The organism is Pustulibacterium marinum, assembly GCF_900116665.1.
Lineage (GTDB): Bacteria > Bacteroidota > Bacteroidia > Flavobacteriales > Flavobacteriaceae > Pustulibacterium > Pustulibacterium marinum.
This window is the reverse complement of the sequence record NZ_FPBK01000015.1, coordinates 1-13,237: the sequence shown is the minus strand read 5'-3', so window position 1 is coordinate 13,237 and position 13,237 is coordinate 1. Positions and strand designations below refer to the sequence as shown.

General features: G+C 36.0%; 11 protein-coding genes. 5 read left to right on the top strand and 6 right to left on the bottom strand.

Annotated elements, in window-relative coordinates; translation table 11 throughout:
• Positions 1-492, bottom strand: a complete 492-nt coding sequence (locus BM383_RS15820) for a hydrolase (protein ID WP_245766603.1) — start codon at positions 490-492, stop codon at positions 1-3.
• A 25-nt stretch (positions 493-517) separates the two neighbouring features.
• On the bottom strand, positions 518-1,279 hold the full coding sequence (locus BM383_RS15815) for an MBL fold metallo-hydrolase (RefSeq protein WP_093026124.1): 762 nt from the start codon (positions 1,277-1,279) through the stop codon (positions 518-520).
• An 85-nt stretch (positions 1,280-1,364) separates the two neighbouring features.
• Here BM383_RS15815 and BM383_RS15810 point away from each other — a divergent pair, with 85 nt between their 5' ends.
• Positions 1,365-2,858, top strand: a complete 1,494-nt coding sequence (locus tag BM383_RS15810) for a nicotinate-nucleotide adenylyltransferase (RefSeq protein WP_093026123.1) — start codon at positions 1,365-1,367, stop codon at positions 2,856-2,858.
• A gap of 78 nt (positions 2,859-2,936) precedes the next feature.
• Here the strand turns inward: BM383_RS15810 and BM383_RS15805 are convergent, their stop codons facing one another.
• The gene (locus tag BM383_RS15805) at positions 2,937-3,584 is read right to left on the bottom strand and encodes a rhomboid family intramembrane serine protease (RefSeq protein WP_093026122.1); all 648 of its coding nucleotides are present in this window, start codon (positions 3,582-3,584) and stop codon (positions 2,937-2,939) included.
• 63 nt (positions 3,585-3,647) lie between these two features.
• Between BM383_RS15805 and BM383_RS15800 the strand changes: the two genes are divergently transcribed.
• Complete coding sequence (locus BM383_RS15800) at positions 3,648-4,559, top strand: lysophospholipid acyltransferase family protein (protein WP_093026121.1); 912 nt, start codon at positions 3,648-3,650, stop codon at positions 4,557-4,559.
• Positions 4,560-4,572: 13 nt separating this feature from the next.
• Here BM383_RS15800 and BM383_RS15795 read toward each other — a convergent pair whose 3' ends face one another.
• Positions 4,573-6,066: an aminotransferase class V-fold PLP-dependent enzyme gene (locus BM383_RS15795; protein WP_093026120.1), complete on the bottom strand. Its 1,494-nt coding sequence runs from the start codon at positions 6,064-6,066 to the stop codon at positions 4,573-4,575.
• A 147-nt stretch (positions 6,067-6,213) separates the two neighbouring features.
• Here BM383_RS15795 and BM383_RS15790 point away from each other — a divergent pair, with 147 nt between their 5' ends.
• On the top strand, positions 6,214-6,645 hold the full coding sequence (locus tag BM383_RS15790; protein WP_093026119.1) for a VOC family protein: 432 nt from the start codon (positions 6,214-6,216) through the stop codon (positions 6,643-6,645).
• 74 nt (positions 6,646-6,719) lie between these two features.
• Here the strand turns inward: BM383_RS15790 and BM383_RS15785 are convergent, their stop codons facing one another.
• Positions 6,720-7,547, bottom strand: a complete 828-nt coding sequence (locus tag BM383_RS15785; RefSeq protein ID WP_093026118.1) for a phospholipase A — start codon at positions 7,545-7,547, stop codon at positions 6,720-6,722.
• 60 nt (positions 7,548-7,607) lie between these two features.
• Positions 7,608-8,999, bottom strand: coding sequence for a phosphoglucosamine mutase (gene glmM / locus BM383_RS15780; protein WP_093026117.1), 1,392 nt, complete (start codon positions 8,997-8,999; stop codon positions 7,608-7,610).
• 62 nt (positions 9,000-9,061) lie between these two features.
• Between glmM and BM383_RS15775 the strand changes: the two genes are divergently transcribed.
• Complete coding sequence (locus BM383_RS15775) at positions 9,062-9,637, top strand: acyl carrier protein phosphodiesterase (RefSeq protein WP_093026116.1); 576 nt, start codon at positions 9,062-9,064, stop codon at positions 9,635-9,637.
• 2,734 nt (positions 9,638-12,371) lie between these two features.
• Positions 12,372-13,136 (top strand): outer membrane beta-barrel protein, encoded by a 765-nt coding sequence (locus tag BM383_RS15770; RefSeq protein ID WP_093026115.1) that lies wholly within the window; start codon positions 12,372-12,374, stop codon positions 13,134-13,136.
• Positions 13,137-13,237: the final 101 nt, after the last annotated feature.

Below are 13,237 nucleotides of genomic sequence, written 5' to 3'. Positions count from 1 at the left end.
TTATCTGTTCTGTGGATACATTACATGCGCTATGGTATTAAATTCAACGCTGTAATCATCATTTATAAAATACTCAATCACCAACTGTCCCCAATTTTTACCATCGCTAAAGTCACATAAAACCCAACGATGATTTACAACACGTATTTTATTAATGCGCATAGTTCCATCAATACCAACATAAGGAATAAGAGGGTTTCCTTCTTTGGTATTGGTAGCAATTAATTTATCTGAAACATATTTTTGGATGTTATCAATGTCGTAATCATAAAAATACTCAAGCGCCTGCGTGTCATTCTCAATAGAAAAATATTCATAATCTGATAGCTCTATCAACATATGCTTTAAAGAATCTTTCAACTTAGTATTCTCCTTTGCAAGATTATCTATGCGTCTACCAGTATCTTCGTATGCTTTTTTTGCGTTTACATATTGAAAAATGAGTGCTAAAATGGCAAACACAAACAAATACATAAAAATTTGCTTCTTCATGTTTTAATTAAAATTTGATAAGGGTTTATATTGAAATTTTGAGGTTATCGTATGCTAAAAATACATTTTCTGGCAACTGCTTTTCTACTTCCTCATGAAAACCAAGTAAGTGACTTATGTGAGTGAAATATGCCTTTTCGGGCTTCACTTTTGCTACAAAATCAAGCGCCTCTTCTAAATTGAAATGGGAATGATGGGGTTCTATGCGAAGTGCATTTACTACCAAAACTTTTAATCCGGTTAATTTTTGCATTTCTTCTTCCGGCACCGTTTTTACATCTGTTAAATAGGCAAAATCAAAAAAACGATATCCAAAAACTTGCAATCTGTTGTGCCATACATTTATGGGAGTCACAGTAGTATTAGCCAATCTAAAAGGTTTGTTTTCCACCGTTTGAGTTTTTACAGCTGGCGCACCAGGATATCTATTCTCAGTTGCAAAAATATATTCAAAACGTTGCTTTAATTGATCAAGAACGCGGTCATGAGCATAAATAGGTATGTCTCCTTGACGGAAGAAAAATGGGCGAATGTCATCTAATCCCGCAGTGTGATCGGCATGTTCATGCGTAAACAATATACCATCAATTTTTTGAACATTATTAGCTAGCATTTGCGCTCTAAAATCAGGTCCACAATCTATTACATACGTATAATTATCCCATTCTATAAGAACAGAAACACGTAAACGTTTGTCTTTGGAATCGTTACTTAAACATACGGGGTGATCACTTCCTATGATAGGTATTCCCTGTGAAGTTCCTGTGCCCAGAAAAGTAATTTGCATTTAGCTATTTTTCTTCAAATTTATGAGTTTTTTGGCGAAATCCACGTTAATCTTTTTAACTTTGTGAAAACCACAACAGACTAAAATGGCTATTATTTTAAAAGGAGATAAAGAGATTGCAAATGTTCCCTCTATAAAAGCTAAGTCATTACGCATAAATCTTAACGAAGAGATATACGGAACCTTCGCTGAAATTGGAGCCGGCCAAGAAACGGTTCGTAACTTTTTTAGAGCAGGAGGGGCTTCCGGTACTATTGCCAAGGCAATGAGTGCTTACGATAAAGATTTTAGTGATGCTATTTATGGGCGTGAAGATGACGGACGTTACGTAACAGAACCTCGATTGAAAAAAATGCTTACCCATGAGATGAACCTAATGGAAGAGCGTTTAAGACATAAGTATCCAGATCGTATGTTCTTTTCATACGCCAATACGGTTACTACCATTGATTTTGCCAAAAAATACAAAGGTCATGGTTGGGTTGGAGTTCGTTTTCAAGTAGATCCTGATGAAGACTATAATGAGATTATTCTTCATATTCGTTTTCATCAAACTGAAGCAAGATTGCAACAAGAAACCTTAGGTACACTAGGTGTAAATTTGATCTACGGTGCCTTTTACAAACACAATAAGCCTAAGAAACTTTTAAAATATTTATATGATCATCTTGATAAAGATATCGTAGAAATAGATACTATAAATTTTTCCGGTCCTCGGTTTGCTAATGTTGATAACCGTTTGATGAGTTTACAACTCGTTAAAAACGGAATGACCGAAGCTGTAATGTTTGATCCTTCAGGAAACAACGTATTACCGGCAGCCATTTTATACAAGAAAAATGTATTGGCTTTACGTGGAAGCTTTCGTCCTGTAACTAAGGTGAACATGAGTATGTATCAAAAATCATATGAAATGTTCTTGAAAGAGAATAAAGTGAACAAAGAAAAAACTGAAGTTATTTTTGAAATCACTTTATCTAATTTAAAATCACAAGGAGAAATTGACGAAGAAGATTTCCTAGACAGAGCAGAACTACTTTGTTCATTGGGACAAACGGTGATGATCTCCAATTTTAAAGAATATTACCGAGTAGTAGAATATTTCTCTAACTATACCAAAAACCGAATGGGACTTGCCATGGGAGTTAACAATTTGGTAGAAATTTTTGACGAGAATTATTACAGACATTTAAGTGGTGGTATTTTGGAAGCGTTTGGTAAACTATTCTACAGAGACTTGCGCGTATATCTTCACCCAATGAAAGACCAAGACACTGGACAAATTATTGATAGCGATAACCTACGTGTACATCCTAGAATGAAAGAATTATACAAGTTCTTCAAGTTCAATGGAAAAGTGGTAGACATCAAACAATATGATCCAGAAAGTTTAGAAATTTTCTCTAGAGATGTTCTTAAGAAAATTGAAGCTGGTGAAGATGGATGGCAAGAAATGTTACCAGAAGGTATTGCAGATCTTATTGAAGAAAAATGCTTATTCGGTTGTGCCGTAAAACAAGGAAAAGAAGAAGCAAAACAAACAATAACTTCAAAAGAACCAGAACAAGCACAAAAATAATTCTGAAGAAAATAATAAATATAAAAAAAGAGCTACCATATATGTTAGTAGCTCTTTTTTATTTCTTTAAAGGGTAAATTATATTTTACCTGTTTTAATCATATAAAACAATATTAAAATAGGAATGGCTAGTAAAATTACCATTCTCAATTCTGTAAAAAATAGGTTAGGTTCAAATGCTAAAGTAAGTACATAACCACCTATAGCACCACCAAAGTGCGTGGTATGGCCTACATTATCGTGCCTTGCCTTCATACCATAAATAGTGTACAATAAATATCCGATTCCAAAAATATAACCCGGAATATCTATAGGTATAAAGAAAAACCTTAGATTCATTTCAGGATATAATAGAATAGCAGAATACAAAATACCCATAACTGCTCCACTAGCGCCTACCGCACTATAGTGATATTCATCTTTATGAAAATACAATGCCAATAAACTACCGCTGACAAGAGAAACCAGATAAATCACTATAAATAATCCTGAACCAAAATTATTCACGACTACATCTCCAAAGAAATATAATGTGATCATATTAAAAATAAGGTGACCAGGATCTACATGTAAAAACCCGGAAGTAAACATTCGGTCTTTCTCCCCTCTTTGAATAGCACCAATTTGAAATTTATAACGTTCAAAAAATGAATAATTATTAAATCCTTGAAAAGAAATTAAAGCATTCGCAACAATAATTACAATTACTACTAAACTGATATCCATAAAAAAATTATAAGTTTTAAGAGAATAAATATAGCTATATTTGCACAAAACGAAACTCTATTAATGCAACTAATTGTATACCTATTACTATATCCACTACTTTGGTTTGTATCTATACTTCCGTTCTCGTTTCTATACGTAATGTCTGATGTGGCATGTTTTATCGTATACAAAGTATTGGGATACAGAGTTTCTGTTGTTCGTAAAAATCTTCGATTAGCTTTTCCAGATAAAGGTGATGATGAACTTAAATTAATTGAAAAGAAGTTTTACCATCATTTTTGTGATACGTTCTTAGAAATGATTAAATCCATGACCATTTCCGAAAAAGCTTTGAAAAAACGTTTTGTATACACAAATCTTGATGTTTTAAAGAAATTCGAAAATAATAACCAAAGTATCATGCTAGTCCTTGGTCATTATGGTAATTGGGAATGGGTAATGTCTTTAGGCGATTTTATCAAGCATGAAGGGCATGCGGTATACACTCCATTAGCCAATAAATATATAGATCGATTGATTAGAAAGGTACGTTTACGTCATAATTCTTATTTGATATCCAGACACCATACCGTACGTACCATGCTAAAGCATAGAACTGAAAAGCGTTTGGTTATTTATGGTCTTATAAGCGATCAATCTCCTCAAGTACAACACGCCCATTACTGGACTCAATTTTTAGGTATTAACGTGCCTGTTTATGCCGGAGCCGAAATTATGTCTAAAAAATTCGATGCACCGGTGGTATTTTTAAATGTTGAAAAACAAAAACGAGGATATTATAAAGCTTCCTTTGAAGTGATTACGGATGATCCTAAATCGATACCAAATTATCAAATTACAGATACCTTTAACAGACTTCTGGAACAACAAATTCGTAAAGCACCTGCCTATTATCTTTGGACCCACAATAGATTTAAGCACAAAGATAAAATGCCTGTAAAGAAACAAACGGTTACTTCGGAAGCTGTTTAATTCTGCATTGCTATTACTTTAAGGTAAACCACGTATTTACTTCACTAGCTATATCTTGCTGAAATGATTTATGTATAAACTCATTTTTAGTTTTGTCATAATCATAGTCGTTAGCCCATTCTTTATGGTGAGCCGCTAAAGATTTTACACTTTCACAAATGTACTTGATCTCTTCACAAGACAACGTTGGGTGAATAGACAAACGAATCCATCCTGGTTTTCTAAGTAGTTCCCCTAGTGATATTTCCTGCGTTAATTGGTTGGAAGTTTCTCTGTCTACATGCAACAAATAATGCCCGTACGTACCCGCACAGCTACAACCACCACGGGTTTGAATTCCAAATTTATCATTCAACAACTTCACTCCTAGATTGTAATGAAGATCATCTATGTAAAATGATAACACACCCAATCTATTTTCATGTTGTGGCGCCAAGAGATTTAAATTAGGAATCTCATTGAACTCACTAAAAAGCTGACTTAAGATCTCATGCTCTCTATCCCAAATGTTTTGAACTCCCATTTCTTCTTTTAGCTGTATGGCCAAAGCAGTTCTAATGGTTTGTAAAAAACCGGGAGTACCACCATCTTCACGATCTTCAATATTATCTATGTATTTGTGTTCTCCCCAGGGATTTGTCCAACTCACGGTACCACCTCCAGGACAATCTGGAATCATGTTTTTGTAAAGTTTTTTATTAAAAACCAAAACACCCGAAGTTCCGGGACCTCCCAAGAACTTATGAGGAGAAAAGAATACTGCGTCTAAATATGCTTCTTCATCTTCTGGATGCATATTGATCTCTACATACGGTGCAGAACACGCAAAATCTACAAAACAAACACCTCCATTTTGGTGCATTACTTTGGCTACTTCGTGGTATGGCGTGGCTAATCCTGTTACGTTACTACACGCAGTAATAGAAGCTATTTTGATGGTATGTGCTTCATATTTAGCCACTACTTCCTTAAAACTTTGCATGCAGAATAAACCATCTTCACCAGGAGGAATTACCTCTACAATGGCGATTGTTTCTAACCAAGATGTTTGGTTGGAATGATGCTCCATATGTGAAATAAAAACAACCGGTTTCATTTCCTCAGGCACGTTGGTAAACTTCTTCAAATTCTCTGGGACCTTTAATCCCAAAATACGTTGAAACTTATTTACAACACCTGTCATTCCATTACCATCTAGTATCAATACATCATTCTCATTGCTGTTCACATGTTTTTTGATCATGCGTTTTGCTTTGTGATACGCCATGGTCATAGCCGTACCAGAATGTGTAGTTTCGGTATGTGTATTGGCTACAAAAGGCCCAAACACTTCTTGCATTTTCTTTTCAATAGGACCATAAAGTCGGCCACTCGCCGTCCAGTCTGCATATACAATCTTTTGAGTTCCATAGGGCGATTCAAAAGATTGATCAATACCAATAATCTGTTCTCTAAAGGGTTGAAAATACTTTTCTAAAGTGGTTCTTGGTTCTTTGGTTGCCAGCATTGCATCTACTTTTGTGCAAAAATAATTAAATCCGAAGGAAATCAATATGCTTCCACCAAATACTTCTCTAAAGTATTCTTAACAGCCAACAATCGATTGAAGAAAATTCATTACATTTAAGAAGAAATATCTAAAAAATAACATATTATGGCTACAGTAAACATCTATCTTACATTTAACGGAAACTGCGAAGAAGCCTTTCTTTTCTACCAATCAGTCTTTGATAAAGCGTTCACTTATATTGGTAGGTTTAAAGATATGCCACAAAATGATGAATGCGAAGTGAACCCTGAAGATGCCGATAAAATTATGCATGTGTGTTTGCCTATTAGTACCGAAACCATGTTGATGGGGAGCGATACCAATGAATTTAGCGGAGCGGTAACAGCAGGGACCAACTTTGCGGTGTCTATCAATACCGATTCAAAGGAAGAAGCCGAAACGCTTTTTGAAAAGCTATCGGTAGGTGGTAAAGTAACTATGGGATTACAAAAAACCTTTTGGGGCGCTTGGTTTGGACAGTTTACAGATAAATTTGGTATCCAATGGATGGTAAACTTTGACGAAGAACCTTCTTAGCGTTAGCCTTCTACAATACATATAAAAAAGCTCATCAAATGATTATCCAGTAATTGTTTGATGAACTTTTCTATTTAATAGAAATTAAAGCTCATATCCTTGATACTAAAGCCTAACCGAATGTACGAAAGTTCACGGTTGTAGTTGATCAAATCTTGACCGTATCCCTGAAAGAATTGCAAGTACACATACTCGTTCCCTTTTTTAGACAATCTATAATTTACACCCAATTGCAAGCTACCTCGCAAGCCCACCATTCCTTTTCTGGCTTCCGCTTCAAAAATCCAGCGGTCTTCTTTCGTCTTGTAGCTCATATCTACTTGACCGTACCCCACATAATCTGTAATATCTCTGTTATCCTCCATGGATCCTAGTGGTAACCATACTTTGAAGGTATAGAGAAAATGTTCATTAACGGGCATAAAGTACGATAATGAAAAACGATTCCAACTGCGTGAAATATCTCCACCTTCTCCATTGGATTCATGTTCAAATTGAAACCAAAAAGCACCTTCCAAACGGTCGTTCTTATCAAAGATCACCTTTCCAATTCCTATACTGGGGTTGTAGTTTAAGGCTCTAAACGGAAACGATTCCGTATACACTTCCCAAAATGCCTTTTGTCTATACGCCAAAAACAAATAGGTATCCCAAGGTAACGGATGATCTATTAAACGTTCTTTGAAACCAATTTCAAAACGGGCATCGCTTTTAGCATCCGAAGCACTTTGGTTTAGCTGTTTACCTGCTACAAAATAGTTATCACCATAAATGGTAAACCTTGGCGCTTCTTCAATGTATTGCTTGTAATTTTCTCTGGTAATTTTACTGAACTGTTGCCCCATCACCCATTGACCCATCAATAGGCATAGCAATAAACTGTATGGTAGTATTTTTTTCATTGGCAAGCAATCACCAACCTATGCATTTGTACATAAAGTTGGTGAGTTATTCTTATTACGTTAAATTCCTGCAATAGCACTGATCTCTGTAATAAAACGATCTGCTAAAGCATCGGCAGCTTCCTGAGAAGTAGCTTCTGTATAAATTCGGATAATAGGTTCTGTATTCGATTTACGCAAATGCACCCAATTCTCCGGAAAATCAATCTTTACTCCATCAATGGTGGTGATGTTTTCCGAAGCATATTGCTGTGTCATTTCTTTCAAAATGGCATCTACATCAATTTGTGGTGTTAAGGCGATCTTCTTCTTACTCATAAAATACGCAGGATAGGTTTTGCGCAGTTCGCTCACCGTCATTTTTTGTTCTGCTAAATGCGATAAAAATAAAGCGATCCCTACCAATGCATCACGACCGTAATGCAGTTCAGGATAAATGATTCCTCCATTCCCTTCACCGCCAATCACGGCCTTGTTCTCTTTCATCAACGACACTACGTTCACTTCTCCTACAGCACTGGCTTCGTAACTTCCGCCATGTTTCTCTGTTACATCGCGCAACGCTCTTGACGAAGACATGTTAGATACTGTATTTCCCGGTGTTTTGCTCAACACGTAATCTGCCACAGCTACCAGGGTGTATTCTTCTCCAAACATTTCACCATCTTCTGCCATAAAAGCCAATCTATCTACATCGGGGTCTACTACAATCCCCATATCTGCATTGGTTTCTAGTACCTTGTTCGCAATGTCTGTTAAATGCTCCTTCAATGGTTCCGGATTGTGAGGAAATTCACCTGTAGGATCACAATACATCTTGATGCACTCTACCCCTAGCCTGTCTAACAACATAGGAATGGCAATACCTCCCGTAGAATTCACAGCATCTAAGGCTACTACAAACTTAGCTTTCTTAATAGCCTCTTCATTCACTAATGGCAACTTTAAAATCTCATCAATATGAATATCAAAATAAGCATCGTTTGCTGTAACAGTTCCTAAACTATCTACAGCCGCAAAATCAAAAGACGCCTCCTCAGCGATCTTCAAAATAGCCTCACCATCCGCTGCGCTTAAAAATTCACCTTTATGATTTAAGAGTTTCAGCGCATTCCATTGCTTTGGGTTATGGCTTGCCGTTAAAATGATTCCTCCTTCAGCATTTTCCAAGGGCACTGCTACTTCTACCGTAGGCGTTGTGGAAAGGTCTAGTGCTACCACATCTATCCCCAAACCAAGTAACGTATTGGTTACCAATCCCTGAATCATTTCGCCTGAAATACGTGCATCTCTTCCCATCACTACTTTTAATGAAGGGCGATGTGCGTATGCTTGTTTTAACCAAGTACCATAGGCAGCAGCAAACTTTACTGCATCTACCGGAGTAAGGTTGTCTCCTACATTTCCTCCAATAGTACCACGAATACCTGATATTGATTTAATTAATGTCATTATATGTTTGTTGTTTATGTAACAAATATATCAAATACCGAAAGATTTTGTACTTTAGAATCATGAATTACTTAGCCCATATCTATTTATCCGGTGCGGATGAACTACTTACCATAGGAAATTTTATTGCAGACGGTATTAAAGGCAAACAGTACCAAACCTACCCTCCGGATATTCAAAAAGGAATTCTACTCCACAGGGCTATAGACACTTATACCGATGCGCACCCCATTGTACGCCAAAGTACCAAGAAGCTCCATGCCGTACACGGGCATTATAGCGGGGTGATTGTAGACATGCTTTATGATCATTTTTTGGCTAAGCACTGGGAACAGTTCCACCCTACTCCACTGGATGTTTATGCAGCTGATTTCTATAAAAGCTTACAGGAACACGAAGCGCTTTTACCTCCGCGAATTTTACGACTGATGCCACCTATGCTGCAATACAATTGGTTGGTCATGTATGCTAGTATTGAAGGGATAGATACCATTTTGAAACAAATGCATCACAAAACCAAGTTTAGAGGCGCACTGGACATTGCCGGTGACAGTTTGCTAGCCCATTACGATGCTTTTGAAACGGAGTTCTTTGCTTTTTTCACTGAGCTACAGGCGTTTGTTGCTGATATGTTGTAGGGTGTATGTTTCGTTATTCGTTGGAAGTTATCAGTTTTAAGTCTTATATGTTTATAGATAGTCTGCAAACTGTTACTGCTTACTGAATACTTATAAATTATCCGTTATTCCGTGCCACGACATGGAATCTTTTTGCTCTCTCGGTGGCTGAGTGCTTTGTGGAATGCAATGGAGCAAAGTGTACCGAAGCCTTTTTATTATTTTGAATGTTTCTTCTAGTAGTTTAGAGTGTTAGTATATTAGATTTTTAGATTTGTTAGTGAGATCCTGAAACAAGTTCAGGATGACGGTGTATTCAAAAATGGAAACTTAGGCATTATGCGATTGTCATTCCGTGCTGTGACACGGAATCTTTTTGCTCTCCCGGTGGCTGAGTACTTTGTGGCATGCAATGGAGCAAAGTGTACCGAAGCCTTTTTATTATTTTGAATGCTGAATTATACATGTTGAATGTTTCTTCTAGTAGTTTAGAGTGTTAGTATATTAGGTTTTTAGTTTTGTTGGTGAGATACTGCCTACTGCAACTGCTTACTGAACACTTTTAAAATATCCGTCATCTGTGCTGTGATACGGAATCTGTCAGCTATCAGCTAAAGGCTGACTGCTAATGACTGAAAGCTGTTTACTTTTCCGGTGGCTGAGTGCTTTGTGGAATGCAATGGAGCAAAGTGTACCGAAGCCTTTTTATTATTTTGAATGTTTCTTCTAGTAGTTTAGAGTGTTAGTATATTAGATTTTTAGATTTGTTAGTGAGATCCTGAAACAAGTTCAGGATGACGGTGTATTCAAAAATGGAAACTTAGGCATTATGCGATTGTCATTCCGTGCTGTGACACGGAATCTTTTTGCTCTCTCGGTGGCTGAGTGCTTTGTGGAATGCAATGGAGCAAAGTGTACCGAAGCCTTTTATTATTTTAAATGCTTCTTCTAGTAGTTTAGACTGTTAGTATATTAGGTTTTTAGATTTGTTGGTGAGATCCTGAAACAAGTTCAGGATGACGGTATATTCAAAAATTGAAACTTAGGCATTATGCGATTGTCATTCTGTGCTGTGATACGGAATCTATCAACTATCAGCTAAAGGCTGACTGCTAATGGCTGAAAGCTGTTTACTTTTCCGGTGGCTGAGTGCTTTGCGGAATGCAATAGAGCAAAGTGTACTGAAGCCTTTTTATTATTTTGAATGTTTCTTCTAGTAGTTTAGAGTGTTAGTATATTAGATTTTTAGTTTTGTTGGTGAGATACTGCCCCTTATATATATTCAATTTCATGGGGTATTGAAATCAAGATTAAAGTGTAGCATGATGATGTATCCAATATTTTTTATTACTTTTAGGTACGGCTTTGATAAACCTTTTATTTACTGTTATTTCCAAAGTCCCTTGAAAACAGACGTCCGTTTTATAAAAAACGGACGTCTGTTTTTGTAGAAACGCACGTGCGTTTTGTTCAAAACACCCGTGTGTTTCTTTTCAATCAAACGGTTGAAAACATCCAATGAACCGTTTGTTTTCATTCAATCTTCCTTATGAACAATTAGAACATACCTAGTGGATACACCAGTGTACATGTTCTTAATCATGATTTTGTTGCTCATTGAGGATACTTAACTACAAAATACTTATAGGAGATACTTTGAGGTGTAACTCAAAGGAAATGTTCAATATACAGTTTGTATATACCTAAAAAGTAAGTGGTAAGAGTAGCTCAAAAGAAAAAGCACGGAGTGGTACAAGGTATACAGAAGGTTGGTACAAGGTTGGTAACAGGATGAGCAGTGGGAGCATAGTGTTTGCTTACAGAACGCTTACAGGATGGTAACAGAACGGTAACAGAACGGTAACAGAACGTGACTAAAGTGTCCGATTTGTTTGGGTTACTATGCAGTATATCAACGTTTTAACTAAAACGAAGTGTCCGCAACTGTAATGCACGTGTCCGATATGTTTTTGTAGGTTGTTTATTTTCAAGGTTTTACGGAGTTTAGCCTTGATCCATTTGATGGATAATTCATTTAAAAACCAGTGTATTATGGTAGGGAATACATATCAGTTACTTGTAGCAATTGTTGGAAATAGCATTACAAATTTGTGCAATTTTGTGCATATCTGTGGGAATCTGCACCCATGTGTGGGGTATGATACCATTTTATTACCGTTCATACGTACTGATACTCAAATGTACCCAACGTGACCAATTGTTACATTTTCGTAAAACACCCCGGTGTGTTTGTTGCAGTGTTGTTGCAGTAAACGGTGAGTTTCCTTTACGAAAACGCCATTTTACCAAGGAAGACTGGAACAAAACTGGGAGCAAACCCCTTGGGAAATGAGCGTACGGCTATCAAACTATCTTCAATTGCTGCATTTTTTATATCTTAGTTCCTGTATTGGTTTTTATTGTATTAGCAACAAAGAAGCCTCGCTCTAAGAGCGATGTACTTGCTTCCATAAGCACCTAGCATGTGTGCTGCCTATCGGTAACCAACCCGACATACAGAGGGATATTCCTTTGGACCTTAGCTAAGAGATGAAACCAACCCCATGCTTTTTATACAAAACTCCTCTTTTTGGAGGTGTATGTCTATGGTCTTTAGATGGCTGTTTGTAAGATTTTTTTGAAATAAAAATTTAAAATTGCGTAAAAAGTTATATCTTGTTCATGATATAAACGAGTTGTGTGCAATTAGACGCAACTTTATTCAGAAAAGAGTATCTATCTAAAAAACTGAATTATGAAAAAGGAATTTACAATCAAACTACTACTAACTTTAATCATTTCCATTTTATTTGCAAATTTCAACTTTGCACAAGATACAAAAAAGGGATTTGATTTCACTTTTAAGAGTGGACTTATGTTAGCAAATCAATACGGAAAGGATGCAGAGTCGGAAACTTTTTTAAATGGAGATTCACCTGAAAATTTTTATGCAAACAATCCAGCAAGTAAGAAACTAAAAAGCGGAGTTAGCATAGGTGGTTTGATAGAATTTAGATTCAATAAAAGACTTTCTTTAGGATTGGGAGCAAATTATATCCAAAAAGGTTCAAAAATAAATGCAACAAATCATTGGAATAGTGAAACTCAAGAATATGAAAACGTTGATGGAACAATCAAATGGATTCAAAATTACTGGACAATTGATTTGCCTTTAAAAATCTATTTTCCCATAAAACAAAACGAAATACACATACTTGGTGGACTTACCTTTGGACATTTAATTAACTCAAAGGAAAAAGGAGATATTAAAATTTCGGAAAACAAATATGACTATACAAATGACAGAGGTGCAAATAAGAACGAGCAAGGATTTTTGGTCGGTATAGGATATAATTACCTTCTTCCAAACAAAAAAAATCATTTAATTCTTGAATTTATATGGAATAGAAGTTTTGGAAAGTCATATGGAGGTGATTTAATACCGAATCCTCAAAAATATTATAATCAAACATTTAATTTGAGTTTTGGTTACAAATTTGATTTTAATAATAAAAAATAACTGCACACAACAAAGATCTGAGTTAAAAAACAAGACTATTTAGGATAATTTAGAGATATAATTTTCATCATAAGGTCTTGCTGATTTAGCTATTGCAAAAG

Bases quoted from the DNA above. Each gene is read 5' to 3' on its own strand.
- BM383_RS15810 (WP_093026123.1), top strand. From the start codon at position 1,365: ATGGCTATTATTTTAAAAGGAGATAAAGAGATTGCAAATGTTCCCTCT.
- glmM (WP_093026117.1), bottom strand. From the start codon at position 8,999: ATGACATTAATTAAATCAATATCAGGTATTCGTGGTACTATTGGAGGA.
- BM383_RS15795 (WP_093026120.1), bottom strand. From the start codon at position 6,066: ATGCTGGCAACCAAAGAACCAAGAACCACTTTAGAAAAGTATTTTCAA.
- BM383_RS15770 (WP_093026115.1), top strand. From the start codon at position 12,372: ATGAAAAAGGAATTTACAATCAAACTACTACTAACTTTAATCATTTCC.
- BM383_RS15775 (WP_093026116.1), top strand. From the start codon at position 9,062: ATGAATTACTTAGCCCATATCTATTTATCCGGTGCGGATGAACTACTT.
- BM383_RS15785 (WP_093026118.1), bottom strand. From the start codon at position 7,547: ATGAAAAAAATACTACCATACAGTTTATTGCTATGCCTATTGATGGGT.
- BM383_RS15815 (WP_093026124.1), bottom strand. From the start codon at position 1,279: ATGCAAATTACTTTTCTGGGCACAGGAACTTCACAGGGAATACCTATC.
- BM383_RS15820 (WP_245766603.1), bottom strand. From the start codon at position 492: ATGAAGAAGCAAATTTTTATGTATTTGTTTGTGTTTGCCATTTTAGCA.
- BM383_RS15800 (WP_093026121.1), top strand. From the start codon at position 3,648: ATGCAACTAATTGTATACCTATTACTATATCCACTACTTTGGTTTGTA.
- BM383_RS15805 (WP_093026122.1), bottom strand. From the start codon at position 3,584: ATGGATATCAGTTTAGTAGTAATTGTAATTATTGTTGCGAATGCTTTA.
- BM383_RS15790 (WP_093026119.1), top strand. From the start codon at position 6,214: ATGGCTACAGTAAACATCTATCTTACATTTAACGGAAACTGCGAAGAA.